Origin of the sequence: Pseudoalteromonas sp. CNC9-20, from assembly GCF_022347875.1 — a bacterium.
GTDB lineage: Bacteria > Pseudomonadota > Gammaproteobacteria > Enterobacterales > Alteromonadaceae > Pseudoalteromonas > Pseudoalteromonas ruthenica.
Map to the genome: position 1 here is coordinate 332,818 of NZ_JAKRFS010000004.1, position 25,824 is coordinate 358,641.

The window sequence follows — 25,824 nt, forward strand, 5'->3', positions numbered from 1 at the left end:
AGGACCTTGTTTGTGTATCAAGACTATTTTGGCTTAAGCGAAAAGCCGTTCTCTATTGCGCCGAATCCAGAATACTTGTATTTGAGTGAACGTCACAAAGAGGCGCTTGCCCATTTAACGCACGGGCTTGGGGAGTCAGGCGGGTTTGTATTGCTGACTGGTGAAGTGGGCACGGGGAAAACCACCGTCACTCGTTGTATGTTAGAGCAAGTGCCAGACTCTACACAGGTTGCGTTTATTCTTAACCCAACCTTATCTGAGCTGGAGTTACTGGCGAGTATTTGTGATGAGTTGGCTATTTCGTATGACTCAGAAAAAGCCACCCTGAAGGTGCTAACGGACTTAATTAAAGCGCGCTTACTGGATAATCACCAGCAAGGGCGTCATACCATGTTGATCATTGATGAAGCGCAACATCTTGCTCCACAAGTGTTAGAGCAATTGCGATTACTGACTAACCTGGAAACAAACCACAAAAAATTGCTGCAAATTATCCTTGTGGGTCAACCCGAGCTGCAAACTCTATTGCGTCGCAATGAATTGCGCCAACTTGCGCAGCGCATTACCGCGCGCTATCACTTATTGCCGTTAGCTTTGACTCAGGTGGATGCATATATAAAACACCGTTTAAAGGTAGCAGGGGGCCGACAAACCTTGTTCGACAAAGGTGCGGTAAAGTACGTGCATCAACTTACAGGGGGGATCCCTAGGCTGATTAACTTGTTGTGTGAACGAGCTTTATTAGGAGCGTATTCGGCGCAGGTGAATCACATTAATAAGCGTATTATTGTGCAAGCTGCGCGTGAAGCCTTGCCTGAAACAGAGCAATCTCTGCCTCGCCAACAAGGTCGGTATTGGCGATTTATTTTCACCCTCGGTGGCATTATGATGCTATTTGCCCTGGGCATTGGCTTATCTTACATCATTTAAGGCAACTATTTATGTCACTGTTATTAGATGCACTCAAACAATCACAAAACCCCGGTGCACAGCTTCCCGGCGAAGGCCTTGAGCAGCAACAGGCGCTGCGTTTTTATCGACGTTTAACTTGGTCTTTGCTGTTAGTTGTTATTGTATTGATTACCTTGGCCATCGGGTATTTTGTCGGTAAGCAATGGCAGTTACATACGCAGCCTCAGGAGCACCCAAGCAAGCAAGCGAAAGCGGCGACTGAATCGCCTGCACAACGCTTAGACGCGACTGAGCAAGCGTCTACTACAGCCTCGGATAGCGAGGCAAATGTGGCAACGTCCCCGGGACAAGTCAATATGCAAGCATTGCAAATGCCAGGGCAAGTGAACCCTTATCAGCAAATGGTTCCTGTGTATGTTATGCCGCAAATGACCCAACCTTATTCAGCACCTGGGGCTTACATGCAATGGGTGCCAACACAGGCTAATACCGCTATGCAAATACAGCCTCACTATCAGGCTAACATGAATATGCAAGCAGCAAACCAAGGGCAATATAGGGTGGTTGGACAGCCCATGACACAGACCCACGCTTACCCACAGTCTAAGCAAATGAATAACGCCTACAACAATGGCTTGAGCAATCAAAATGACAGCGGTGCTGAGCGCACCTATGAGCAACAAAATGATGCTCAATTAGCTGGGGTATCTGATGATTTAAAACGCGCATTTGCCGATGCCGTGGCAGCCACTGAAAATATGGAAACCGATGACTCAGTCACCACCGCAAGTCGCGCCAGCTCAATGGCAGATCCAATAGAGCTATTGCCTGAGACCATACAGAACCGTATTCCTAAACTTGTTTATCAAGCTCATATTTATGCCACAGAGCAAAGCAAACGGTGGATAAAAATCAATGGTTACGAACTGTATGAGGGCGATTCCGTGGGTCGTCTACGGGTCGTAGAAATTACCCCAGAGCAAAGCATTTTGAGCATTGATAACTATGAATTTAGCCTCGAAGCAATGCAAGATTGGCCGTAGCGGTAAGCTATTAAGGGGAAGTGTGTAACACTTCCCCTAGTGGATTTTAGCGCTGCCAAAAACGTAACTGACGTAGCTGCTCGACAAATTGAGTGATATCAGTCGAGCCGAAGTCTATCCAACCCTCGTCTTTGCTTTGTCCAAGGCCAGCAGCAGAGATTAAAGGCGAGACATGCTCGGTATAACCGATAAACTTCATGTGCGCGTGAGCATCACTAATAAAGTCCTTGGCCTCAGCAATATCAGCTAACTTTTCAGCACCTTCTTCGGTAGTTAACACGGCTATTGCGTCATACAGTACAGAAGGCCCGCCGTTGATAACTTGATCAGCCTGTTGATGATGGCCGCAGCTTGATTTTGCGCCTCCGACCTGCGCCGCTATCACTTCATAGCGTGCGCCCTCGTTGTCTAATGCAGTGGTCAGCGCTTTAAAAAGTGTTAAGTCGAAACCATCACTGATTAGAATCCCCAGTTTTCGGCCAGCAAAAGTGTGCGCAGTATTTTTCAAAATACTCAATGCATCTGATGTAGGTAAATCATCTCGAGTGGGCATAGCTGCTTGTGCGGGCTCCGGCATAGTTTGCAGACGTAGACCATCGGCGACCTCATTAGCTAAGGTGGTATCAATATTAAGTAAGTGTGAGACCACGCGTTCACGAATGGCAAGGTGCTCTACTTTAGATAGCTCGAATACCAGAGCATAGTGAATATGAGCTTGCTCTATCGGCGTTTGACTGAGGTAAAACTGCCTTGCTTGACTATAGTGATCGGCAAAGGTCTCTGAACGATAGCGAAGTTTATCGCCGTCTGTATGCTGTGAGGCACTTTTATATCCTGTTGTTGGACACTCTCGAGGGTTATGCTCATGCTCTTGCCAAGAGTTCGGCTCATAGTTTATGCGGCCTTTGGGGTTGTGCATGGCCATATGACCATCTTGGTGAAAGTGAGCCATTGGGCATTTTGGGGCGTTCACTGGGATGTGAGTAAAATTAGGGCCCCCTAAGCGCTTAGTTTGCGTATCTAGGTACGAAAAATTGCGCCCCTGTAACAATGGGTCCGGAGTAAAATCTAATCCCGGGACAATATTTTGTGTACAAAAAGCAACTTGTTCTGTTTCTGCAAAAAAGTTATCAACGGCGCGGTTGAGTACCATGCGGCCAACTATTTGCACCGGCACTTGCTCCTCGGGAATAAGCTTGGTGGCATCGAGCACATCAAACTCGAACTGATCAGCAAACTCTTGGCTGAACACCTGAACCCCTAGCTCCCACTCGGGGTAGTCGCCGTTGGCAATCGATTCCCACATATCACGACGGTGATAGTCGGGATCTGCGCCGTTCAGCTTCAGTGCTTCGTTCCAAACCACTGATTGCATCCCCTGTTTTGGTTTCCAATGAAATTTAACGTAGTTTTCCTCTCCCTCGGCATTGATAAACTTAAAGGTATGCACGCCAAAACCTTCCATAAAGCGCAGTGAACGGGGAATAGCGCGGTCTGACATGGCCCACATAACCATGTGCATGGACTCCGGCGTAAGACTGATAAAATCCCAAAAGTTGTCATGAGCCGTTTGTGCCTGCGGAAACCCTCTGTCCGGCTCTGCCTTGGCGCTATGGATGAGGTCTGGGAATTTCATTGCGTCTTGAATGAAAAATACCGGAATGTTATTTCCCACTAAATCCCAATTACCTTTTTGGGTATAGAATTTAACTGCAAAGCCACGAACATCACGCGCTAAATCAGGTGAGCCTTTATTGCCAGCAACAGTTGAAAAGCGAGCAAAAACTGGGGTCTTCTCACCTTTACGTTGAAATAAGTCAGCACAGGTTAACTGCGAGAGTGACTCATACGTCTCGAAGTAACCGTGCGCACCGTAACCACGAGCATGCACCACTCGTTCAGGGATACGCTCATGATCAAAATGAAATAGTTTCTCACGTAGCACATGATCTTCTAGCAGTCCTGGGCCACGCTTAGCGGCGGTCAGTGAGTTTTGATTATCACTTACCGGGCAGCCTTGAGCTGTGGTCATCGTTGGATGCTTTTCTGATGCTTTTTGGTGAAGCTCACCACCACTGCCTTCATTGCCTTGGTATTTAAATGATTCAGCCATTTGCCATCCTTATTGCTCATTTCAAAAGTAGAGTGAATAATGAGTTGGTAGCAAAATAGGGACCATCACAAAGTCAGCAGGTATTGCTTGGCTTTCAGCGTTGTTTTCGTTTTTAGGAGGGAAGAAAATGGGAACAAGTTGCACAGGGCGCTGTAACTTTTTCAACAATACCGCTCAGCACCCTGTATAGTTCTTTTTAAGGCATCAGCGAGTGCTTGAAAAAACGCATCAGGTCGATGTTGAAAAGCTCAGGTTTAACAGCTGCTTCGAGCTCTTCGTTGGCCCGAGCTCGGGTTAAATCTATATCCTCAACCTGAGTGTAGTGGGCATGTTTAGCGTTGTAGAAGGTTTTGACCTGAGGTTTGAGAGGGTCATTAGGGTTGCTGCGCGACACCACTCCCACCTTATGATTGGTGAGCTTCACCAAGGTGCCTACCGGGTGCACGCCAATGCATTGGATAAAGCGGTTTAATAACTCACCATCAAAGCTATTGGGGACGCCATCTTTGAGAATTTTAAATGCCTGAATTGGGGTCATGCCTTCTTTATAAACGCGCTCGGCGGTTAGCGCATCGTAAACGTCGACTATCGATGCCATACGCACATACTGGCTGATCTCCTCAGCTTTTTTGCCGAAAGGGTAACCAGTGCCGTCAATGCGCTCATGGTGAAACCCGGCAATATCGACGGCAATGCCGGTTAGGCCTGACTGTTCTAAGATTTCTTTACTGAAGCGGGCGTGGTCTTTTATGACCGTGAACTCTTGCTCACTCAAGCGCCCCGGTTTATGTAAAATCTCATCGGGGATTTTTATTTTGCCAATGTCGTGCAGTAAAGCACCAGTGGCTAACTCATGAATGGTGTCAGTATCGAGGCGCAAGTGTTTGGCGAAAATAGTCATCAAGATGGAGACATTAATAGAGTGCTCCATCAAGTAGGCATCTTTTTCCCGTAAACGAGTGAGACAGGCCAGAGCGTCTTGATTGCGAAACACCGAATCCATAAAGCCTTTGGCGACGTCTTTAAAGGGTCCCACATCAATCTTGCGGCCCGCTTTAATATCTTTAAAAGCTTTGCTTTGTAACTGTTTAGCTTCGCTGTATAGGCGTTGTGCTTTGTTAAGTTCGCTTTCAACGCTCACACTGCTCGCCCAAGGATCGCTGCTCTGCGGCTTTGCAGACTCCGTTGAAGTGGGTTTTGGTTGTGCTTCTTTGCTAGGTTTTTTGCGCTGTAGCGTCTTGTCAGGATCGATAATGACTTCCTGCACACCCACTTTTTTTAACTTTTCAATCGCGGTTTGCGTCTTTACCCAGCCCTGATTTTTTATTTTCACAGAGCCTGATTGCTTACTGACCTGAACAACAAACATACCGGGCTTAAGCTGATTGATGGAGATGGTATCGTGCATTGATTTACCGCTTTATGAACTCTTCCTTAAAACATAGCAAAGTTTCCCCTTGCTAGGTAGCAACAATTACTGCTGCAGGCAATAAAAAAGGCGCCGACGGCGCCTTTTTAATCAATAGCTTAGTTATAACTATTCGTCGTCTTCCACGAGCGTCATCAGTGACGTGTTGCCCCCTGATGCGGTGGTATCAATACTGATCGTTTTTTCGGTCAGTAGACGATTAATCAGTGTGTCGTAGTACTCGGCACTGATCACTGGCAGGATAGCGCCTTTACGGCCCGCGAGTTGCTGCGCGAAGTAACCTAAACGCGATGAGCGTGCGGCTACTACGGCACCGGCTAGGTGACGGTGAGCCAAAATTGCCTGTAGCTGATTGGGTTTTGCTACCTGCAACACGCCTTCGGCAACGCCTGTGGCAACGAACTTATCTCTGAATGCTTGCGCTTCTTCATAGAACAGTTCTGAGGCCACAGTGATCACTGTGTTACCGGCCGCTAATGCGGTGATGATAGAGATAGCCCAGAAATTAAAGGACGTACTCTTATCGGCATAACACACGACACAGCCACGAGGTTCGAGGTGCAGGGTGTTTGATTCCCCTGTTGGTCCTGGTAGCTCTTTGTGGCGTTTCATCCGCTTTTCGATACGGTTGATTTGTGCTCTGGCATCGCTCAAGGTCATTGCCAAGTCATCGGCTAGCTCATCGAGGATCTCTACCGTCGCCAACTTCGCCAGTAACTGACGCAATGCCGAAACACGATCATTCAACGCGGTGGCGCGCCAAATCTTCTCATCGCGTAATGAATTACTCATCAGCTCTTCAACTTTCTCGCTGGCGCCGGAGTAATGGTGAAGGTCACGCTCATCAGGTGGCAAATCAGTCATTTGCACGTTATCAGGCGAGGCCTTCTCTTTGACCAAGCGCAATAGGTAGTTAGGGCCACCGGCTTTCGGTCCGGTGCCAGACAGGCCTCGGCCACCAAAAGGTTGCACACCAACGATAGCGCCAATCATATTGCGGTTAACGTATACGTTACCGGCACGAGATTGACGAGCGACATACTGGCAGCGCTCTTCAATTCGAGAGTGCACACCCATGGTCAGGCCATAGCCGGTACCATTGATTTGATCGATCACATCGTCCAACTCACTGGCTTTGTAGCGAACTATATGCACGATAGGGCCAAACACTTCGCGCTTGAGCACCGATAAATCTTTGATTTCATACAGTCGCGGGGCAAAGAAGTACGCGCCGTTCTCGCTGTTATTAGGAATCGCACATTCATAATGCAAGGTCGCATTGCCTTTGAGGTACTCAACATGATCGTTGAGGGTTTTCAGTGCTTTTTCATCAATCACCGGCCCGATGTCGGTAGACAGGTAGGCAGGGTCGCCCACATGCAACTCGGCCAATGCGCCTTTGAGCATCTCAATCATGCCATCGGCAACATCTTCTTGAATAAATAACACGCGCAATGCTGAACAGCGTTGACCTGCACTTTGAAAGCCAGACTTGATGACATCATCAACAACCTGTTCCGGCAGCGCCGTCGAATCGACAATCATACAGTTTTGACCGCCCGTTTCGGCAATCAAGGGCACTTGAATGTCATTACGAGCCGCTAAAGTGCGGGAAATCAGCGTACCTGTTTCTGTGGAACCTGTGAACATCACTGCTTGGATGCGCTCATCAGGAACAATATGTTCACCTACTTCGCTACCGCGAGCAATCACTGGCTGCACCACATGTTGTGGCAAGCCGACGGAATGCATCAGTTCAATGGCGCGCAAAGCGATAAGACTGGTTTGCTCCGCTGGCTTAGCAATCACGGTATTACCAGTAACGATAGCCGCTGCAACTTGGCCAAGGAAAATAGCCAGTGGGAAGTTCCATGGGCTGATGCAGAGGATCACGCCACGTGCCTCGAAACGCTCGTCCTCGGCGAGTTCTTCGGCGCGTGCTGCATAGTAGCGGCAGAAGTCTACGGCTTCACGGACTTCATCGATGCCATCTTGGGTCACTTTCCCGGCTTCTTTTATACACAAGGCAACCAGCTCATCATGGTGGCGCTCAAGGATATCGCCGACACGACGCAATAAGTCTGCGCGCTCTTTTACTGGCGTTGCTGACCAAGAGATAAACTCTTTTTCGGCATTTTCCAATAAGGTCTTCATCTCTTCGCCACTTTGCAAATGCAATTGGCCGATGATTTCCTTATGATTAGCAGGGTTACGCACTGCTAAGTTACCCTCAGCAACCTGATCGTCGCTAATACGATGTTCTTCGAACCAGGTATCAAGGTTTTCTTTTAGCGGCGTGATGGCATTGATATCAGTCAGGTCTAAGCCTTTTGAGTTGGCGCGTTCACTACCATAAAGCTCGATAGGTAATTTGATCTGCTTGTTGTATTTATTACGCAGACCCTGCAGGGTTTCTACCGGATCTGGCAGCAGTGCTTCTACCGGTTGCTTAGTATCAACAATGGCATTTACAAATGACGAGTTGGCGCCGTTTTCAAGCAGGCGACGTACCAAGTAAGCAAGCAAATCTTCATGCTGGCCCACTGGCGCATACACACGACATTGAATCTTTTCTTTGAGTACAATTTGGTCGTAAAGAGATTCACCCATACCGTGTAAGCGCTGGAATTCAAAGCCGTGATGGTCACCTTTAGCGACTTCTAAAATGGTCGCTGCAGTGTAAGCATTGTGAGTGGCAAACTGTGGGAATAGTGCATCACGTGCTTCCATTAGTTTGATAGCACAGGCTTTGTACGACACATCGGTGGTGGCTTTACGGGTGAAGACCGGGAAGTGGTCTAAACCGTCTTGCTGTGTGGTTTTAATCTCGGTGTCCCAGTAAGCGCCTTTAACCAAACGTACCATCAGTTTACGACCTACACGTCGAGCAAGCTCTGTAAGCCACTCACAAACAAAAATAGCGCGTTTTTGATAGGCTTGTACGGCCAGACCAAAACCTTGCCAGTCACCTAAATCAGGATCGCTGTATACCGCTTCAATGACATCAAGAGAAATATCTAGGCGATCGGCTTCTTCGGCGTCAACGGTGAGGCCGATATCGTATTTTTTCGCCAACAGTGCAAGCTCTTTTAGCTTGGGCACAATCTCTGACATGACGCGTTCACGGTGGGTGAACTCGTAGCGTGGATGAATTGCTGATAATTTAACGGAAATGCCGGGGCTTTTTACTGGGCCGCGACCATTGGCCGCTTTACCAATGGCATTAATTGCATTGACGTAGCTGTCGTAGTAGCGATCAGCATCCGCCATAGTGCGGGCGCCTTCGCCTAGCATGTCGTATGAGTAAACATAGCCTTTGCGCTCGGTCTCTTCGGCGCGCTCAATGGCTTCATCAATGGTTTGCCCCATAACGAACTGCTTGCCCATGATCTTCATGGCATAGTTCACTGCTTTACGGATCACCGGTTCGCCAAGGCGGCCCATGGTGCGTTTTAGCAGGCCAAACTGTTCTTCTTTGTTTTTGTCGGTGTAGTTCACCATTTTTCCGGTGACCAACAAGCCCCACGATGAGGCATTAACAAATAGCGACTCACTGCTACCTAAGTGCGAACTCCAGTCGCCATTAGCGAGTTTATCGCGAATTAAATTATCCTGTGTTTCTTTGTCTGGCACTCGCAATAGCGCTTCGGCCAAACACATTAACACCACCCCTTCCTCAGTCGACAGGGAGAACTCATTTAACAGGGCATCAATACCGTTTTGACCATCTTGGTCCTTGCGGATATTCAATACCATTTGTCGTGCGCGCTCCCAAGCGCGACTGCGTGCCGTAACGCCTACTTCAGCCAGTGGTAAAATATGATCAATCACTTCATTTTCATCAATGCGATAGAAGTCACGGATCTTCTGGCGGATAGGGCATTCAGTAATCAAATTGCCTTCAAATAACATAAGCAACCCTCAAAATCATGGAGTCTAAAAATAGCAACTGTACCCACACCACAAGGTGAGATGGTGGGGCCTCGGTTACGACAATTACTACAGTGTAGGTCACCCCGCTGCTAAAACGCGAAGGTGAGATTGCACTCAATATGAATACATATTCGCGGGCATTCTAATGAAAATGCCGCAGAATATGCTGGTTTAATTTTTCGAAATACGATAATTTACAGGGCATATTTCTTCGTTGTCCGTATAAAATGCTGCTATGTCTTTAACAGCTAAACCTCGCACCTTAGACCGAATCGATCTCGCTATTCTCGACGTTTTACAACGCAATGGTCGGATCTCTAACGTCAATTTAGCTAAGCAAGTTAACCTCAGTCCTAGCCCTTGCCTCGACCGTGTAAAACGGCTCGAATCAGAAGGCTTTATTGAAGGCTATCATGCTAAGCTCAGTGAGCAAAAATTAAACCAAAGTTTATTGGCCCATGTGCAGGTGTCGTTAGTGACATCTAATACTTCGGTATTTAAAACTTTTAAAGAGCATATCCTCAATACACCACAAGTAGTGGAGTGCGATATGGTTGCTGGAGGCTACGACTACTTACTCAAGGTGCGTGTCAGTGATATGAACGAATACCGCCAAGTACTGGGAGATTTAGTGGATATTCCTGGGGTCGGTACGCATCATACGTACATGGTGATTGAAAAAGTAAAAGAAGATACTGGGCTCAGTATCGAGCTGTGAATGCCCTGAGCATGCAAACACAAGCTGTAATATAGAGTTTACGAATAGCGCTATTAGCGGCTGGCAAAAAAAAGAGCACCTAGGTGCTCTTTTTGGCTCAATGCAAATTGAAAATAATGATTATGCCCATCCGTCATAGCGCTTGCGGCGCGACAAGATAACGGTGAGGATTATTCCTAAGAATAGACCAATAAATGCAATTGCCCCACCGTAGGTGAGTAACTGTCGCTTTTCTTTGGCCTTTAAACCTTGTTGTTTAGCATTAAGCGCGTCGCGCTCGGCAATCGCTTGATCTAGTTGAGCTTGCAACTGCTGGGCTTGCTCCTGCAAGTCGCGATTCAGCGTTTGTAGCTCGGGAAGCTGTGCTTGGGCATTGCGCAATGCCTGTTGAGTTTGTGCCAGCTGCTCACCAAGTTCCTGATATTGAATCTTCAAGCTTTTATCTTGGTTGATGAACTTAGTTTCAACCCAGCCTTGGCGCTGTTTATCATCGATTATCTCGAGAAAGCCGTTATTTTCTTCACCGCTCACCAGTGTCACTGGCGTGCCCGCATCAACTGAACCTAAAATGCGGTAGTTTTTACCTGCTCCAGAGTGCATAAAGATATACAGTTCATCACTGATATAGGCGGTGCCTTGTTCTGCGTGTGCTGCGGTGGTGAACAATGCGCTGAGCATAAAAGCAAGCGCGACACAGGCGTGTTTGACCATCCAACTTAACCTTGTTTTACGTAAATAATTTCTCCAATCCCAGCATAGTATGGGTTGGCGCAGTGATTGGCAAGGGTGATTTTGTAACTCACCGACGCTAGTAAAGGGGCAAAATAGCACAGCCAAATGGCAAAATGTTTGCATTCGTAGGCGGCTTTGTTTATGTTGTGCTTTTGACGATTTCATTGGTCTTCCTATAGCGCATGGACACTGAGATAGAGCTTAAGTTTTTAGTTTCCGAGGCGGTGATACCGTCCATACCCGCACTCATTACCCAGTTTGCAAAAACCGTAAAAAATAAACCCGCACGCAACCTGCAAAATGCTTATTTCGACACCCCGAGCCGAGAGCTTAGAGCATTAGATATTGGTCTTCGCACTCGCTGTTGTGACGGCATTTGTGAGCAAACCATTAAGCTTGCAGGTGAGAACGTGGGTGGTCTACACCAGCGTCCAGAGTACAATTTGCCTATTGACGGAAATCGTCCAGAGCTGCACGATTTTGATGCCAGTATTTGGCCTCATGGGGTGCAAGTGGACGCGTTAGCCGACAATCTCTATCCGCTATTTAGTACTAACTTTATTCGTCGTACTTGGTTAGTTGAAACCCAAGCTGGGACTGAAATTGAAGTGGTGCTGGATAAGGGGGAGGTATCGGCTAACGCCAATGTAGAGCCGATTTGCGAACTTGAGATTGAATTAGTAAAGGGGGAGCGCAGTGAGCTGTTTTCCCTAGCTGAAAAATTAATCGATAACCTGCCTCTTCGCATGGGCTATTACTCAAAGGCAGCTCGAGGTTATCGGTTGGCGGACGATCAGCCGCTCAAAGCCAGTAAAGAGATTGGCCTTGTGCCGCTGAGCAACGATGACAGCCAAGAGCGGGCACTGGAGAAGTGCTTGAGTTATGGCATTGCTTTTGTACAAAAACACGAACAATGTTATTTCCAAAAGCCGACCCTTAAAACACTGAAACGGGTAACCGACGGTGTCAGTCTTATTCGCCATAGTTTGTGGTTATTCAGCGATATCGTTGAAAAACAAGCGACCGAGCGTCTGCGCGGCGAACTTAAGTGGTTACTGAGCGAATTAAGTTGGGTCGAGACGGCGATTCAACTGAAGACCTTTACCTCGAAAAAGCATGCTTATTATAAGAAAATCAATGCAGCACCAGAGCTGACTCAGGTGATAGGCGATCTAAAATCCATCCAACCAAGCATTGACGATGTCCAGGCTATATTCACTAGCACACGCTATAACCTGCTGTTGTTAGATTTAACAATCTGGTTGACCGAGCGAGGGTGGCGACAATCATGGGGGCAAGCGCAACTTCAGGCTGGTGAACAGCCAATTCATGATCTGGCGGCACGGCTACTCGACTATGATTGGCAGGAAATGAAAGAGCTCGTTGAGCCTCAACAGCCGCTAGCCAGCGAGCAATACTTACAGCTTAAGCAGCGCTTGGAACGCAATCTTTTAAGTGGCTGTTGTTTGGGCGCATTGTTTGATGAGTCTTTGCGCATGAGCTTTCGGGCGCCATGGCTAGATATTGTGCACGGCACTTTTGAATTATTCACCCTCGATTACCTCGGTCAGCTGTGCCAAGGTAATGAGAGCGAGCAATTCATCAAAATTCAGGCTTGGTTGACGCAAAAAACCGATAGTCTGTTGAGTGCCATGGAGCAAAGCCGAGAAGCGACTCGTGATGTTCAACCTTATTGGCGCGATTAGCCTACTTAGCCTCAGCTTTGCAGCTGGGGCTGAAATCCAACCTTGGCGGAATTATAAAAACCTCCCTGATTTGAAAGTGGTCTATACCGTCAGTAAAGATGGTATCTACCATATTTATGCTGAGCTTTTCGTTGCCGACGCCCGCACAGCTCAGTTACTGACGCTACTGTATAACACCCAACAAGCATCGCAGTGGTTGCATGCAGTACAAGAAGTTCGTCTTTTGCACTCGCAAGGTAATCGCAACCGCGTATACACGGTGATTAATTCGCCTTGGCCCGTTGCTGATAGGGAGCTCTATACACAAAGTTGCTATCAGCGTGTCAATGACTATACCACTGAGTTACGGGTGCATGCCTATAACCCAAATATCGCTCGTAAAAGTGATAGGGTACGCACCACAACCTTGACTGCTAACTGGCGAATGACGCAGCAAGACGACGGCTTACTTATCCGCTATCAGGTTTTTGCCGACCCAGGTGGTAAGCTTCCACGCTGGCTCAGTAATAAAGTATCGTTGAAAAGTGTATCTAAAACTATGATGAGCTTGAAAAGTCAGTTAGCAGCAGTACAGGCTCTGCAAGTTGCGCCAATCAGTGCCGGCGATTGCGGCGAGGATTAACTGCCGAGAGTGGGGTTATAGCTATAAAAAAAAGCGCCATATAGGCGCTTTTCAATTAACTTATAGGTAATTCACTTATAATCCAGCGTCGGCTTTAAGTGCCTGTGCTTTATCGGTCGCTTCCCATGGGAATTCATTGCGACCAAAGTGGCCGTAAGCCGCTGTAGGCTGATAAATCGGACGTTCTAAATCAAGCATTTGAATTAAACCATAAGGACGTAAGTCGAAATGCTTGCGGATCAGTTCGATTAAACGCGTTTCGTCTAATTTGCCAGTGCCAAAGGTTTCAACACTGATGGAGGTTGGCTCGGCAACGCCAATGGCATAAGACACTTGGATTTCGCATTTATCGGCCAGGCCGGCCGCGACTATATTTTTGGCAACGTAACGTGCTGCGTAAGCGGCAGAGCGGTCCACTTTCGATGGATCTTTACCTGAGAATGCGCCACCACCGTGACGTGCCATACCGCCATAAGTATCAACGATGATTTTACGACCAGTTAAGCCGCAATCCCCCATAGGGCCACCGATCACGAAGCGTCCTGTGGGGTTAATGAAGAACTTAGTCGCATCGGTAATAAGCTCTGCCGGTAGCGTTGGTTTGATAATGGTCTCCATGACTGCTTCAACCAAGTCATCTTGCGCAATAGAATCGCAGTGTTGCGTTGACAGCACGACGGCATCGATACCAACGGCCTTGCCATTCTCATAAGCAAAGGTCACCTGTGACTTGGCGTCTGGGCGTAACCACGGTAATTCACCATTTTTGCGCACTTCGGCTTGGCGTTGTACCAAGCGGTGTGAATAGGTAATGGGCGCTGGCATGAGCACGTCAGTTTCATTACAGGCATAACCAAACATCAAGCCTTGGTCACCTGCACCTTGCTCTTCTGGACGAGCGCGGTCAACACCTTGATTAATATCAGGAGACTGCTTACCAATGGTGTTTAGAATTGCACATGAGTCGGCATCAAAGCCCATATCGGAATGGGTGTAGCCAATTTCACGCACGGTTTTGCGCGTTAACTCTTCGATGTCGACCCAAGCACTGGTTGTGACTTCACCACCCACCATCACCATACCGGTCTTCACATAGGTTTCGCAGGCTACACGGGCATGGGGATCTTGCGCCAAAATAGCATCGAGTACCGCATCAGAAATTTGGTCAGCGATTTTATCCGGGTGTCCTTCAGACACAGACTCAGAAGTAAATAAATGTTTTGCCATAAGTTTCTGCTCACAAGTATCGCGCTTCCCAAGATCATACCAGCCACTGGGTTGAGCGCAGCATAAATTAAGGCGCGTATTCTAGCTAAATCACAGGTGATTTCCTAGCTTTTTACGCCTAGACGTCTAAATAAAATTGATTGTATAGCGGTCTTTTGACCTTTATTGCTTGGTGTTTTTGTACTCTTTTAGTTATCAGTATTTTTATTCGTTATGAGTAATTCTAAAGTTACTCGTTCGATGCCCAATTTTTAATTGCAGGGGGCAGATGAATAAGTAAGAATGGGCTTTCGTCTTATTCTTTACCCGCGCCAGCATGAGCGCGAGTGAAGCCCCAGCGCAAATACATTTAAAGGTAGGAGAATTCATGCCATCACGCAAAGAACTTGCAAACGCCATTCGCGTGCTTTCCATGGACGCGGTTCAACAAGCTAAATCAGGTCATCCGGGTGCCCCGATGGGCATGGCCGATATCGCCGAAGTACTGTGGCGCGATTATCTTAAGCATAACCCGAGCAACCCTAACTGGGCTGACCGTGACCGATTTATTCTCTCAAATGGCCACGGTTCAATGCTGATTTATTCGCTTTTACACTTAAGCGGCTATGAACTTCCTATTGAGGAAATTAAAAACTTCCGTCAGCTTCATTCAAAAACTCCGGGCCACCCTGAATACGGTTACGCTCCGGGTATTGAGACTACTACGGGCCCGCTTGGACAGGGGATCACCAATGCGGTAGGGATGGCAATCGCGGAGAAAGCCCTTGCTGCTCAATTTAATCGCGCTGACCATGAAATTGTTGATCACTATACTTACGCTTTTATGGGCGACGGCTGCTTGATGGAAGGGATTTCTCACGAGGCGTGTTCGCTTGCAGGAACTCTAGGCCTTGGTAAGTTGATTGCGTTTTGGGACGACAATGGTATTTCTATTGATGGTGAGGTAGAAGGCTGGTTTAGTGACGACACTCCCGCGCGTTTTGAGTCTTACGGCTGGCACGTGGTGCGTAATGTTGATGGCCACGATAGCGAGGCTATTCGCGCTGCTATTGATGAAGGCCGCGCCCGAGGTGACAAGCCAACGCTTATCTGTTGTAAAACAGTGATTGGTTACGGCTCTCCGAATAAATCAGGAAGCCATGATTGCCACGGTGCGCCGTTGGGCGATGATGAAATTAAAGCTGCGCGCGAGTTCTTAGGTTGGTCTCATGACGCCTTTGCGATTCCTGATGATATCTATCAACAGTGGGATGCTAAAGAGAAGGGCACGCAAGCAGAGCAAAGTTGGCAGGATAAGTTTGCGGCATACAAGGCGGCATACCCTGAGCTTGCTGCGGAGTTTGAACGTCGCCAAAATGGCGAACTGCCTGCTGACTGGGCTGAGAAGTCGCAAGCCTATATTGAGCAGTTACAAGCAAACCCTGATAGCCCAGCAACACGTAAGGCATCGCAAAATGCCTTGAATACCTTTGGTCCCATGCTACCCGAGTTTATGGGCGGCTCAGCCGATTTGGCCGGATCGAACTTAACTATTTGGAGTGGTTCAAAAGGCCTTAGTAAAGACGACGCGTCAGGTAACTATATTTTCTATGGGGTGCGTGAATTTGGCATGTCCGCCATTATGAATGGCATTGCCCTGCACAAAGGTTTCATTCCTTACGGTGCAACCTTTTTGATGTTTATGGAGTATGCACGCAATGCGGTGCGCATGGCTGCACTAATGAAGACGCCTAGCATCTTTGTTTACACCCACGATTCCATCGGCCTGGGTGAAGATGGACCGACTCACCAACCGGTTGAGCAAATGGCGAGCCTACGTTATACACCGAATCTAGTGAATTGGCGTCCATGTGACCAAGTTGAGTCAGCCATTGCGTGGCAGCAAGCGATTGAGCGCAAAGATGGGCCAACGTCGCTGGTCTTTACGCGTCAAGGTCTTGCTCAGCAAGCACGCGATGCGCAGCAGCTTGCTGATGTGAAAAAAGGTGGGTATGTATTAACCTGTGATGGCGAGCCAGAAGTTATCCTGATTGCCACAGGCTCGGAAGTACAACTTGCTATGGATGCAGCTTCTGAGCTTCGCGCTCAAGGTCGTCAGGTACGCGTGGTGTCTATGCCATCAACGGACTTGTTCGATCAACAAGACGCACAGTACAAAGAAAGTGTCCTACCCAGCAGTGTGACTCGCCGTGTCGCCGTGGAGGCAGGCATTGCCGACTTCTGGTACAAGTATGTTGGTTTGAATGGCAAAGTTATCGGCATGACGAGCTTTGGTGAATCAGCGCCAGCGGGCGAATTGTTTAAGCACTTTGGCTTCACCGTAGACAATGTGGTTGCGGCGGCCAACAGTCAGTTTTAAATAATTAGAGACGTAAAAAAACCCGCGAACTTCGCGGGTTTTTTGTTTGAAGATAAGCCTGTATTAGCAGTTTGTTTCTTCTGCACCGGCGTTTTCTTTAACATTTTCACACGCGTCTTCAACCGCGTTTTGAGTGTCAGTGATCGCCTCATCAATCTTTTCACCTGCCTCTTCGGCACCGCCACTGTCTTCACAGCCCATAGCGAATACTGCGGCAAATAATGTAGCGATAAATGCTTTTGTTGCTGAATGATTAAACATAGAACTCTCCTTGAATATTAACTCTTTAAATCTGGATTCAAATAACGTGTTTTGGTTGCGGTCGCGGGTTTCATCCCACCTGTGACCGCTTGTACTGTAAAATTAATACCTACCTTGGCGCTTTACCACGAATGGCGCCAGCAACAAGGGAGATAACCAGCAGTACCAAGAATACAAAGAAAATAATTTTAGCGATGCCAGCGGCTGCGCCAGCAATGCCACCGAAACCTAAAAGTGCTGCGACCAAAGCGATAACTAAAAATGCAATTGACCAACCTAACATAATGTACCCTCCATAGATTTGCGTTTCGGAATATACGTTGCTAAGTCCATGCCAATTTTTAAGGTGTTGATTTTAATGAATTTGTTGTTTTTTGTGGACTAGGGGAAAAGAAAAGCTTTCACTGTTTGTGTAAAAGATACAGATTAATTTTATGTTCATAGAACAAGCACTTGGGCAGGTGCTGAATACGGAGGAGGTGATTTATCGGCACCAGAACCCAGTCATCAGCAGTCATGCCACCTATGATTGTTTTAGAGGCCTCTACTCTTCCTCGGTTACACTTTTTTTATCGGCCTGAGCAAGTCGAATTGTGCGCTGCTGCACTAGCTGAGATAAAGGCACAAGTTGGAAACCTTCACCCTCGAGTTCTTGCAATGCCTGTTGCAAGAACGCAAACGTTTCGGGGTAGGGGTGAGCAATTGCAACTGCGTAGTCATACTTATCAGCGAGAGTCTTTAACTGCTCAAAGCGATAACGTAGTTGCTGCTCGGTGGTAATATTGTCGAGAAAAACATGGCGAGCAATATTGCTGACACCGTATAGCCCGGCAATTGTTTGCGCTTTTGAATTGGGAGTTGTTTTACTGTCGAGAAAAAACAAATCTTGCTCTTTTAGCACTTCCATAGTCCAGCTCATCGGCGCATTTTGCTGTGTTAGCAGCGAGCCCATGTGATTATTGACGCCGCGCGCATTGGGTAGGCTAGCTAATGCCTTGCGTAACTCGTGTTGGAAAGCTTCTTTTGACATATCCATTGTCAGCCCCCCAGGCCCTAACGCTTTACCGTTTATGGCTTGCATGGGGGCATGCAAAAGCACCTCTTTATCTAAGGCCCCTGCCTGTTGAGCAAAGTGAGTGGCGTAAGGAGTAAAAGGGAGCACCGAATAGGTCACAGCGCCAGGCAAGTGCAAGGCAGCCATGTCGTTACGATGATAGCCGATGTCATCAATGACAATAGCGATTTGCTTCGCATGTACTGGTGATAAGAGCACCAGCACACACAACGTAGTCCATATTAAAAAGCGCACAATGTGTTTTTATCTTTGTTGATGATTAGTGTGCAGGCCCGTGCTTAAAGCCGAGCCTGCGTTTTTATTGTTCTAATAGTTGCTGAGCTTTTAGTAATTGTTTATCAAGCAGTGCGGTTAAGTTTTTATGCGCACTTTGCCCCTCAGCTAAGCTGATTATAACTTCTTTATTTGATTGCGAAAGGGCAGGTTGCAATATCGGCACATCAGGTACGATGCCAGTCCCCTCAATGGACACGCCAGAGGGGGTATAGTACTTCGCTGTGGTCAGCTTCAAAGCACTGCGGCCATCGCCTAAGGGGATCAATGACTGCACCGACCCTTTACCATAGGAGCGAGTCCCTACCACGGTTGCCCGGTCATTATCCTTGAGCGCACCGGCAACAATTTCTGCAGCGGAAGCAGAGCCCTCATTGATCAGCACGACCATGGGGGCGCCTTGAATTATGTCCCCTGCTTTCGCTTCAAAGCGTTGATTAGCCTCCACAAAGCGACCTCGAGTAGAGACGATAACACCTTGAGACAAAAATAAATCGGCAATGGCAATGGCACTGTCGAGGGTACCGCCTGGGTTGTCACGCAGGTCAATTAGCAAACCGTTGAGTATGGCGCCGTTGGCGTTTTGCATCATGGTGATGTGACGCGCGACATCATGAAAGCTATGATTGTTGAAGCTATTAATACGTAAGTAGCCCATACCATTGGCCTTGAGCTCACTGGCGACGCTTTCAATGTGGATAGGCTGTCGGGTAAGCTGAAAGTCGAGGCGTTGTGAGTGGCCTGCGCGAGCAACGGCTAAATGCACTTGCCCATCTTCACGACTGCTGATCAGAGCTGAGACTTCTTCTAAGGTAGTGTTATTCACCTTAGTGCCATTGATAGAGACGATAACATCACCACGCTGTAAGCCAGCGGCCCGAGCGGGTGAGTTGGGTAGAGCGGAGATCACCACTACATGTTTATCACGCTGTTCTACCTCGATACCCAAGCCCTTGTATTGGCCATTGGTAACATCGAATAATCGTTTTAACTCTTGCTCATCAAGGAACTCGCTATATGGGTCAAGCTCTTGTAATAAACTGCTGAGTACATGTTGGTCTAACTTGTCGCGATCCACTTCCTCAACGTAGTAGTTGTTGATGTGGAAAAGCACTTCATCGAGTTGGCTGTCCTTTGCCAATGAGGCAGGCGCTAGTACCACTAAGGCTAAAAAACTGAGCCCCAGTAACAAGCGCCTGTATAGGTAAGTTGTGAATACAAACATCGGCTGCCCCCTTGAGGTGCAGCCTCTATTCAATTAGGAGGATTTGCACCATGTCGTTGGGTTAACGGCACGTCCTTTGTGGCGTATTTCAAAGTATAGACCAGGATCAATTTGACCGCCGCTCTGGCCTACTAAAGCGATTGTTTCGCCTTTATAAACCGGATCGCCCACTTCTTTGAGTAGTGCTTGAGCGTGGCCATACAGGCTCATATAACCTTTGCCGTGATCGACCACCATGACCCAACCAAAACCTCTTAGCCAGTCAGCAAAGACCACTTGGCCATCCTCTATACTGGTTATACTGCTCCCTTCACTGGCTGCGATCACCACTCCTTTCCAATTGAACCCTTGGCGTTTACGGGTGCCAAAGCGGTGGGTAAGCTTACCCCGTGTCGGCCAAGTTAATTTTCCTTTACTGCTACCCAGACCTAACATAGCTACTTGGCGGTCTTTACTGCGCTCTAGCTCTGCTAAGGTATCCAGTAAGGTCTGCTCGTTATCTTTTAAATACGCTATTGAGCTTTGCAGTTGATTTAATTTACCTTGTAGCTCTTGGACCTGAGATTGTCGCTGTGCTTTCGCGGCAACTAATTGCTGTTGCTGCTGTTGTTCTTGCTCGCGTAGCTTCGCCAGTTGTTGTCTGTTTTGTTGCAGCGCTGCTTGGTTTTGCGCTATTTCGCGCATTGTTTGTTGTAACGCTTCAAGCTGTTGCAAACGGGCTTTGTTGAAATAGTCGTAATAGCTAATGGTGCGCTCTAGCTTGGCTGTGTCTTGTTGGTTTAACAGCATCTTTGAATAATCGTGCCCACCCACCATGTAGGCGCTCTTTACTTGGGCTGCAAGAACTTTATCAAGCTTTTTACGACGCGACTCCAGCTGTTCAGCCTGTTGTTGTAACTTTTGGTGTTGCCGTTCGTTGTCTGCGAGTTTGTTATCGAGCGCACGTAACTCCTTCGCATTTGCAGCGATAGCTTGCTCTGAGTTCTTGAGTTGGCTCTGTAACTTATCCAGCGAGCGTTGCTGCTGCTGATAATTTTGTTGGCTCTTTTTTAACTCTTGTTGGACTTCGGTTAAGTCTTGCTTGGTACGGTTCTCGTTAGCAAAACTATTGAAGCTTAGGAACGCCAAAAGCGTCGCGCACAGTAGCGACACTTTTTGACGTTTGTGACTCAATAAAACCATCGGCATCGAGATTACTTAAGACGCATGATGGGTGAACCAGTCATTTCTTCTGGCTGCTCCATGCCTAATAGGTGCAACATAGTGGGAGCTACGTCACTGAGCGTTTTGCCATCAATAGCTTGAGCATCACGGCCAACGTAAATGAATGGCACAGGCTCGCTGGTGTGGGCGGTATGCGCTTGACCAGTCTGTGGATTTACCATTTGCTCGGCATTACCGTGATCGGCGGTAATTAAGGCCTCGCCACCGACTTGCTCTAACGCTTCCACCACGCGGCCAATACAGCTGTCGACAGCTTCACAAGCTTTTACGGCTGCTGCAAATACGCCTGAGTGGCCAACCATATCGCCATTAGGATAATTACAAATAATGACGTCATACTTGTTGCTTTGAATAGCCGCCACTAGTTTGTCGGTTAGCAGTTGAGAGTTCATTTCTGGTTGTAAGTCATAGGTAGCAACATCCGGCGAGGGGATAAGTTCACGGCTTTCACCATCAAACTCTTGCTCCCGACCGCCGCTGAAAAAGAAGGTCACATGAGCGTATTTTTCTGTTTCTGAAATGCGAAGTTGCGTTTTGTTATGTTTGGCAAGCCACTCACCCAGCACATTATTGAGTGGCTCTGGTGGAAATGCCACAGGCGCCTTGATGTCTGCAGCATATTCAGTCAGCATAACGAAACCGCTTAATTGCGGCGCTTTCTTTTTACTGAAGCCATTAAATTCGGCATCAACAAAAGCGCGACTCATCTGCCGCGCTCGATCCGCTCGGAAGTTCATAAATAACACTGCATCACCATCATTGATGGTTGCGGGGCTGTCGCCAATGGTCGTTGCTTTTACAAATTCGTCATTTTCATCACGCTCATAGGCTGCATGTAACGCTGACACTGCATCTACAGCTTGATAGTCAGCTTCGCCGAGGACCATCAAGTTATATGCACTTTCGATGCGATCCCAGCGATTATCACGATCCATAGCGAAGTAACGCCCAACAACACTGGCGATACGACCTTTACCGAGGCGAGCGAATGTTTCATCGATGCGTTTAAGTGATGCTTCAGCGCTGCGTGGAGGCGTATCACGACCATCTAAAAAGGCATGCACATAAATATGCTCAGCGCCGCGCTCGGCAGCCAGCTCAATAGCGGCAATAATATGTTCTTCGTGGCTATGGACGCCACCTGGGCTTAACAGCCCCATCAGATGCACTGCTTTGTTCGCTGTTACGGCATTATCTATCGCAGTGGTAAGCGCTTTATTATCAGCAAATGTTCCATCGTCGATGGCTTTGGTAATGCGGGTAAAATCTTGATATACCACACGCCCAGCACCGAGGTTAACATGACCTACTTCAGAGTTGCCCATTTGCCCATCAGGCAAACCAACATCCATGCCAGAACCGGAAATCAGAGTGTGCGGGCGCTGCTCCCAAAGCTTATCTAAAACGGGGGTGTTGGCGGCTAAAATCGCATTACTTTCGCTGTTTTCACGGTAACCCCAACCGTCCAGAATCATCAGTACGAGAGGTTTCTTTGGCTGTGTCATTGGATCTCCTGCTAGTGTCGGCACGACAAATGAATTGCTTGATACTAATTATTAAGAATACAGCTCTATAGATGTTCACTGTGACCACAGAACTGCGCTCTTATAATGTATCCTACCGTTTTTTATCCGCCTTAGCAGTAGAAAATATTTCATCAATTGGTAAGTCGAAGGCAAGTGTGTATACTTGTGCCGCCCGCAAGGTTTGAACAATACAGTAAGACGTATGGAACAATACATAGAATTTATCGGAAACCATCCTATTTTAAGCATCATTTGGCTAGCGATCGTCGCGATGTTGATATCGGGGTGGTTTAAAAGTAAGTTTTCTGCCATCAAGCAGATTAACCCACAGCAATTAACCCTTTTAGTGAATCGTGAAGATGCCGTAGTAACGGATATTCGCGCGCAAAAGGACTACAACGCTGGGCATATCTCTAATGCCGTGCACCTGAGCGCTGAAAAAGCAAAGCAGGGTGACTTTAGTGCGCTTGAAAAGTACAAAAGCAAACCCATTATATTGGTATGTGCGACAGGCATGACGGCTTCAGGTATTGCCAATGGCTTGAATAAAGCAGGCTTTGAAAGCGTATTTATTTTGTCAGGTGGAATGCAATCTTGGCAAAGCGCAGGTCTGCCTGTGGTATCAGGCCGATAACTTTATTAGGAAGCATTTATGAGTAACGTTGTATTATACACTAAAGCCTATTGCCCCTTTTGTCAGCGTGCGAAAGCCTTGCTGGATAAAAAAGAGGTAACTTACACTGAGTTCGACATCGGTGTACAACCAGAGCTACGCGATGAAATGCTCACCCGCGCAAATGGCGCGCACACGGTGCCGCAGATTTTCATTGGTGAGCATCACGTGGGTGGCTGTGATGATATGATGGCGTTAGAAGCCAGTGGCGAATTAAACACCCTGCTAAACGCGTAATTGCTTTCGAACATATATGCTGCCGCGTCCTCACGCGGCTAATTTATTGCAAAAAGAATTGATAGGAACAACAATGGAAGAACAAAATCAAGGCGCAGCACAAGAACAACAGGCGCAATTCTCTATTCAACGCATCTACACCAAAGATATCTCTTTCGAGACACCTAACTCTCCAGCTATTTTTCAGAAGAAATGGGATCCAGAAGTCAAATTAGATCTAGATACCAGCTCAAATAAGCTTGATGAAGGCATTTATGAAGTAGTTCTTGCCGTTACAGTCACTGCGACTCTGGGTGAAGAGACGGCTTTCCTATGTGAAATCCAGCAAGCGGGTATTTTCACTATTGGTGAAATGGAAGATGTACAAAAAGCTCATATGTTGGGCGCTTTTTGTCCTAATATGTTGTTCCCTTATGCGCGTGAAGCTGTATCAAACTTGGTGAATCGTGGTACTTTCCCACAGCTGAACTTAGCACCAGTGAACTTCGATGCGCTATTTGCCCAGTACATGCAGCAACGAGCTGCTGAGCAAGCTGACGCATAAGTCATGACCACTTCAGCATCCAGCGCTGTTACGGTTTTAGGGGCGGGGTCTTATGGCACCGCCCTTGCTATTTGTTTTGCTCGAAACGGTCACAAAGTGACTCTTTGGGGCCGCAATAGCGACCATATACAGCGTTTAGCCGATGAGCGAAAGAATCAGCAGTACCTCGGTGATATCGCTTTTCCTGATAGCCTAGAGATGCAAAGTGATTTGCAAACAGCTGTTGCCAGTAGCGACATCGTTTTGGTGGTCGTACCTAGCCATGCTTTTGCGGATCTATTGCAGACCATCGCACCCATGCTACGCAGCGGTGCCAAGGTTGCTTGGGCAACTAAAGGTTTGGAACCGAACACCGGTCGCCTCCTTCAAGATGTTGCTAAGCAGCATCTTGGCGAAGATATGGATTTAGCGGTGTTATCGGGGCCAACCTTTGCCAAAGAAATGGCCGCCGGTTTACCTACCGCTATTTCGGTATCAGCCACCAGTGATGAGTTTTGTGAACGCTTATCGGGTTTGTTGCACTGTGGACGCTCGTTCCGGGTTTATCGAAACAATGATTTCATCGGCATCCAATTAGGTGGTGCGGTGAAAAATGTCATTGCGATAGGCGCCGGGATTTCTGACGGCTTTGGTTTTGGTGCGAATGCTCGAACCGCGTTGATCACACGGGGCTTAGCGGAGTTATGCCGATTGGGTTGTGCACTGGGTGCCAAATCGGAAACCTTCATGGGCATGGCAGGTTTAGGTGATTTGATTCTTACCTGTACCGACAACCAGTCGCGCAACCGTCGCTTTGGTCTAGCTTTAGGGCAGGGGCTCGATGTCGAGTCTGCGCAGCAACAAATAGGCCAGGTCGTAGAAGGGTACCGTAACACCAAAGAAGTGTATATGCTGGCTAAACGCAGCGGTATCGAGATGCCAATTACTGAGCAAATTTACCAGGTCTTATATGAAAATAAGAATGTAAAAGAAGCTGCCATGGCTCTTTTAGGGCGCGAGCAGCGTGCAGAGTAAGCATTAAAATGAAGTAAAAAGCGCCAATGCAATCGCATGGCGCTTTTTTTATGAGCAAATTCGACTATATTGGAAAGGGATTCCCAACGGATTAATACCATGGCACAGGCGAAAAAAGCAGATAGCGAACGCCGCAGTGGTCAAAGGACGTTTCGCGAACATTATGCGAACTTGACCGGCGAACAGGTAGATAAGGTATATGCGCTCACCAAAATGGGCTTTGAGCTGGAGTTTGTTCGTACCATTAGTAAATACCGGCGGTTGGCGGTGCTGCGCCGCGATGATGAATTGGTCAGTGTCAATCACACTGGCGAGTGTAACTTTTCTCCCCAGATCAACTTGCGCAGTGATTCTTAGCCTCTTACCATGCAGGCACAATCAAGTTTTTATAAACGAAAAACATGGATATAGATGATTTGGGCGTATGCAAACAGGCGCAGCAGTTGCCGTGTTCGCATTATGATGAGCGTCCGCAAAGTGAAGTGTCCTTACTGGTGATTCACTGCATTTCACTGCCTGAGGGCCAGTACGGTACACCCTATATTGATGATTTATTCGCAGGGCAGATCGATTGCCAAGCACATCCGAGTTTTTCCTCACTCGCAGGCGTAAGTGTGTCAGCGCACTGCTTGATCGATCGAGATGGGAAATTACGCCAATATGTGCCATTTACGCAACGTGCTTGGCATGCTGGAGTATCACAATTCGAAGGGCGCCAGCTGTGTAATGACTTTAGCATCGGCATTGAACTAGAAGGCACCGACAAGTCCACCTACACCCAAGCGCAGTATCTCACCTTGGCGCAATTAACAAAAAGCTTATTACGTACCTATCCGCATTTGAATAGACAGCGCATTGTGGGTCACAGCGATATTGCTCCCGGGCGAAAAACAGACCCCGGTGAAGGCTTTGATTGGGAACATTTTTTTGACCTTACTTTTGCCCAAGATTGCGATAAACTAAAGTCAACTTAAGCGA

General features: G+C 47.6%; 23 protein-coding genes. 12 read left to right on the forward strand and 11 right to left on the reverse strand.

Annotated features, from left to right (window positions below):
- Window positions 1-12 precede the first annotated feature (12 nt).
- The gene (locus MHM89_RS11955; protein WP_138547066.1) at window positions 13-930 is read left to right on the forward strand and encodes an AAA family ATPase; all 918 of its coding nucleotides are present in this window, start codon (window positions 13-15) and stop codon (window positions 928-930) included.
- A gap of 11 nt (window positions 931-941) precedes the next feature.
- Window positions 942-1,955 (forward strand): general secretion pathway protein GspB, encoded by a 1,014-nt coding sequence (locus MHM89_RS11960; protein ID WP_239408896.1) that lies wholly within the window; start codon window positions 942-944, stop codon window positions 1,953-1,955.
- A 46-nt stretch (window positions 1,956-2,001) separates the two neighbouring features.
- On the opposite strand, the gene MHM89_RS11965 is transcribed toward MHM89_RS11960, so the two are convergent.
- The 3 genes from MHM89_RS11965 to putA all read right to left on the reverse strand — a co-directional run bounded on the left by MHM89_RS11965 (window position 2,002) and on the right by putA (window position 9,409).
- Window positions 2,002-4,068: a catalase gene (locus MHM89_RS11965; protein WP_239408897.1), complete on the reverse strand. Its 2,067-nt coding sequence runs from the start codon at window positions 4,066-4,068 to the stop codon at window positions 2,002-2,004.
- A gap of 196 nt (window positions 4,069-4,264) precedes the next feature.
- Entirely contained in the window at window positions 4,265-5,476 is a 1,212-nt protein-coding gene (locus MHM89_RS11970) for an HD-GYP domain-containing protein (protein ID WP_239408898.1), read from the reverse strand.
- Between the two features lie 129 nt (window positions 5,477-5,605).
- The gene (gene putA / locus MHM89_RS11975; protein WP_151173399.1) at window positions 5,606-9,409 is read right to left on the reverse strand and encodes a bifunctional proline dehydrogenase/L-glutamate gamma-semialdehyde dehydrogenase PutA; all 3,804 of its coding nucleotides are present in this window, start codon (window positions 9,407-9,409) and stop codon (window positions 5,606-5,608) included.
- Window positions 9,410-9,665: 256 nt separating this feature from the next.
- On the opposite strand from putA, the gene MHM89_RS11980 reads away from it, so the two are divergent.
- Entirely contained in the window at window positions 9,666-10,148 is a 483-nt protein-coding gene (locus MHM89_RS11980) for a winged helix-turn-helix transcriptional regulator (protein ID WP_022943369.1), read from the forward strand.
- A gap of 120 nt (window positions 10,149-10,268) precedes the next feature.
- Here the strand turns inward: MHM89_RS11980 and MHM89_RS11985 are convergent, their stop codons facing one another.
- Window positions 10,269-11,045 carry a TIGR04211 family SH3 domain-containing protein gene (locus MHM89_RS11985; RefSeq protein ID WP_235045712.1) on the reverse strand — a complete coding sequence of 259 codons (777 nt, stop codon included), beginning with the start codon at window positions 11,043-11,045 and terminating at the stop codon, window positions 10,269-10,271.
- Window positions 11,046-11,062: 17 nt separating this feature from the next.
- Here MHM89_RS11985 and MHM89_RS11990 point away from each other — a divergent pair, with 17 nt between their 5' ends.
- Both MHM89_RS11990 and MHM89_RS11995 read left to right on the forward strand, forming a co-directional pair.
- Window positions 11,063-12,586 (forward strand): CYTH and CHAD domain-containing protein, encoded by a 1,524-nt coding sequence (locus tag MHM89_RS11990; protein WP_022943371.1) that lies wholly within the window; start codon window positions 11,063-11,065, stop codon window positions 12,584-12,586.
- Window positions 12,561-13,208: an START domain-containing protein gene (locus MHM89_RS11995; RefSeq protein WP_239408900.1), complete on the forward strand. Its 648-nt coding sequence runs from the start codon at window positions 12,561-12,563 to the stop codon at window positions 13,206-13,208. Before MHM89_RS11990 ends, MHM89_RS11995 begins: the two co-directional genes overlap by 26 nt.
- Window positions 13,209-13,283: 75 nt before the next feature.
- Here the strand turns inward: MHM89_RS11995 and metK are convergent, their stop codons facing one another.
- On the reverse strand, window positions 13,284-14,435 hold the full coding sequence (metK, locus tag MHM89_RS12000) for a methionine adenosyltransferase (protein ID WP_022943373.1): 1,152 nt from the start codon (window positions 14,433-14,435) through the stop codon (window positions 13,284-13,286).
- Window positions 14,436-14,802: 367 nt separating this feature from the next.
- Between metK and tkt the strand changes: the two genes are divergently transcribed.
- Window positions 14,803-16,794: a transketolase gene (tkt, locus tag MHM89_RS12005; RefSeq protein WP_239408901.1), complete on the forward strand. Its 1,992-nt coding sequence runs from the start codon at window positions 14,803-14,805 to the stop codon at window positions 16,792-16,794.
- A 63-nt stretch (window positions 16,795-16,857) separates the two neighbouring features.
- Here tkt and MHM89_RS12010 read toward each other — a convergent pair whose 3' ends face one another.
- From MHM89_RS12010 to gpmM, 6 genes are all read right to left on the reverse strand, one after another.
- Window positions 16,858-17,055: a hypothetical protein gene (locus tag MHM89_RS12010; RefSeq protein WP_022943375.1), complete on the reverse strand. Its 198-nt coding sequence runs from the start codon at window positions 17,053-17,055 to the stop codon at window positions 16,858-16,860.
- 109 nt (window positions 17,056-17,164) lie between these two features.
- Window positions 17,165-17,338, reverse strand: coding sequence for a DUF1328 family protein (locus tag MHM89_RS12015; protein WP_022943376.1), 174 nt, complete (start codon window positions 17,336-17,338; stop codon window positions 17,165-17,167).
- Between the two features lie 261 nt (window positions 17,339-17,599).
- Complete coding sequence (locus MHM89_RS12020) at window positions 17,600-18,364, reverse strand: divergent polysaccharide deacetylase family protein (protein ID WP_051034422.1); 765 nt, start codon at window positions 18,362-18,364, stop codon at window positions 17,600-17,602.
- A 64-nt stretch (window positions 18,365-18,428) separates the two neighbouring features.
- Window positions 18,429-19,628, reverse strand: coding sequence for a S41 family peptidase (locus tag MHM89_RS12025; RefSeq protein ID WP_052698197.1), 1,200 nt, complete (start codon window positions 19,626-19,628; stop codon window positions 18,429-18,431).
- Between the two features lie 33 nt (window positions 19,629-19,661).
- Window positions 19,662-20,816, reverse strand: coding sequence for a peptidoglycan DD-metalloendopeptidase family protein (locus MHM89_RS12030; protein ID WP_306669445.1), 1,155 nt, complete (start codon window positions 20,814-20,816; stop codon window positions 19,662-19,664).
- Between the two features lie 5 nt (window positions 20,817-20,821).
- A complete protein-coding gene (gpmM, locus tag MHM89_RS12035) occupies window positions 20,822-22,357 on the reverse strand; it encodes a 2,3-bisphosphoglycerate-independent phosphoglycerate mutase (RefSeq protein WP_138508711.1) in 1,536 nt (511 codons plus the stop codon).
- A gap of 223 nt (window positions 22,358-22,580) precedes the next feature.
- Here gpmM and MHM89_RS12040 point away from each other — a divergent pair, with 223 nt between their 5' ends.
- The 6 genes from MHM89_RS12040 to ampD all read left to right on the forward strand — a co-directional run bounded on the left by MHM89_RS12040 (window position 22,581) and on the right by ampD (window position 25,820).
- A complete protein-coding gene (locus MHM89_RS12040; RefSeq protein WP_022943381.1) occupies window positions 22,581-23,012 on the forward strand; it encodes a rhodanese-like domain-containing protein in 432 nt (143 codons plus the stop codon).
- A gap of 18 nt (window positions 23,013-23,030) precedes the next feature.
- Window positions 23,031-23,288 carry a glutaredoxin 3 gene (gene grxC / locus MHM89_RS12045; protein ID WP_045979274.1) on the forward strand — a complete coding sequence of 86 codons (258 nt, stop codon included), beginning with the start codon at window positions 23,031-23,033 and terminating at the stop codon, window positions 23,286-23,288.
- 73 nt (window positions 23,289-23,361) lie between these two features.
- The gene (gene secB / locus MHM89_RS12050; RefSeq protein WP_138547076.1) at window positions 23,362-23,832 is read left to right on the forward strand and encodes a protein-export chaperone SecB; all 471 of its coding nucleotides are present in this window, start codon (window positions 23,362-23,364) and stop codon (window positions 23,830-23,832) included.
- Between the two features lie 3 nt (window positions 23,833-23,835).
- Entirely contained in the window at window positions 23,836-24,846 is a 1,011-nt protein-coding gene (gene gpsA, locus MHM89_RS12055; RefSeq protein ID WP_235419568.1) for an NAD(P)H-dependent glycerol-3-phosphate dehydrogenase, read from the forward strand.
- Between the two features lie 99 nt (window positions 24,847-24,945).
- The gene (locus MHM89_RS12060) at window positions 24,946-25,203 is read left to right on the forward strand and encodes a hypothetical protein (protein WP_045979276.1); all 258 of its coding nucleotides are present in this window, start codon (window positions 24,946-24,948) and stop codon (window positions 25,201-25,203) included.
- Between the two features lie 44 nt (window positions 25,204-25,247).
- On the forward strand, window positions 25,248-25,820 hold the full coding sequence (gene ampD / locus MHM89_RS12065) for a 1,6-anhydro-N-acetylmuramyl-L-alanine amidase AmpD (protein ID WP_235419569.1): 573 nt from the start codon (window positions 25,248-25,250) through the stop codon (window positions 25,818-25,820).
- Window positions 25,821-25,824 lie beyond the last annotated feature (4 nt).

Excerpts from the sequence above, each read along its gene's own strand:
- gpmM (WP_138508711.1), bottom strand. The coding sequence starts at position 22,357 with ATGACACAGCCAAAGAAACCTCTCGTACTGATGATTCTGGACGGTTGG.
- MHM89_RS11985 (WP_235045712.1), bottom strand. The coding sequence starts at position 11,045 with ATGAAATCGTCAAAAGCACAACATAAACAAAGCCGCCTACGAATGCAA.
- MHM89_RS12040 (WP_022943381.1), top strand. The coding sequence starts at position 22,581 with ATGGAACAATACATAGAATTTATCGGAAACCATCCTATTTTAAGCATC.
- metK (WP_022943373.1), bottom strand. The coding sequence starts at position 14,435 with ATGGCAAAACATTTATTTACTTCTGAGTCTGTGTCTGAAGGACACCCG.
- MHM89_RS12030 (WP_306669445.1), bottom strand. The coding sequence starts at position 20,816 with ATGCCGATGGTTTTATTGAGTCACAAACGTCAAAAAGTGTCGCTACTG.
- grxC (WP_045979274.1), top strand. The coding sequence starts at position 23,031 with ATGAGTAACGTTGTATTATACACTAAAGCCTATTGCCCCTTTTGTCAG.
- MHM89_RS11970 (WP_239408898.1), bottom strand. The coding sequence starts at position 5,476 with ATGCACGATACCATCTCCATCAATCAGCTTAAGCCCGGTATGTTTGTT.
- MHM89_RS11995 (WP_239408900.1), top strand. The coding sequence starts at position 12,561 with ATGTTCAACCTTATTGGCGCGATTAGCCTACTTAGCCTCAGCTTTGCA.
- ampD (WP_235419569.1), top strand. The coding sequence starts at position 25,248 with ATGGATATAGATGATTTGGGCGTATGCAAACAGGCGCAGCAGTTGCCG.
- MHM89_RS12010 (WP_022943375.1), bottom strand. The coding sequence starts at position 17,055 with ATGTTTAATCATTCAGCAACAAAAGCATTTATCGCTACATTATTTGCC.
- tkt (WP_239408901.1), top strand. The coding sequence starts at position 14,803 with ATGCCATCACGCAAAGAACTTGCAAACGCCATTCGCGTGCTTTCCATG.
- putA (WP_151173399.1), bottom strand. The coding sequence starts at position 9,409 with ATGTTATTTGAAGGCAATTTGATTACTGAATGCCCTATCCGCCAGAAG.
- MHM89_RS11960 (WP_239408896.1), top strand. The coding sequence starts at position 942 with ATGTCACTGTTATTAGATGCACTCAAACAATCACAAAACCCCGGTGCA.
- MHM89_RS12025 (WP_052698197.1), bottom strand. The coding sequence starts at position 19,628 with ATGTTTGTATTCACAACTTACCTATACAGGCGCTTGTTACTGGGGCTC.
- MHM89_RS11990 (WP_022943371.1), top strand. The coding sequence starts at position 11,063 with ATGGACACTGAGATAGAGCTTAAGTTTTTAGTTTCCGAGGCGGTGATA.
- MHM89_RS12060 (WP_045979276.1), top strand. The coding sequence starts at position 24,946 with ATGGCACAGGCGAAAAAAGCAGATAGCGAACGCCGCAGTGGTCAAAGG.
- MHM89_RS11980 (WP_022943369.1), top strand. The coding sequence starts at position 9,666 with ATGTCTTTAACAGCTAAACCTCGCACCTTAGACCGAATCGATCTCGCT.
- gpsA (WP_235419568.1), top strand. The coding sequence starts at position 23,836 with ATGACCACTTCAGCATCCAGCGCTGTTACGGTTTTAGGGGCGGGGTCT.
- MHM89_RS11965 (WP_239408897.1), bottom strand. The coding sequence starts at position 4,068 with ATGGCTGAATCATTTAAATACCAAGGCAATGAAGGCAGTGGTGGTGAG.
- MHM89_RS12015 (WP_022943376.1), bottom strand. The coding sequence starts at position 17,338 with ATGTTAGGTTGGTCAATTGCATTTTTAGTTATCGCTTTGGTCGCAGCA.
- secB (WP_138547076.1), top strand. The coding sequence starts at position 23,362 with ATGGAAGAACAAAATCAAGGCGCAGCACAAGAACAACAGGCGCAATTC.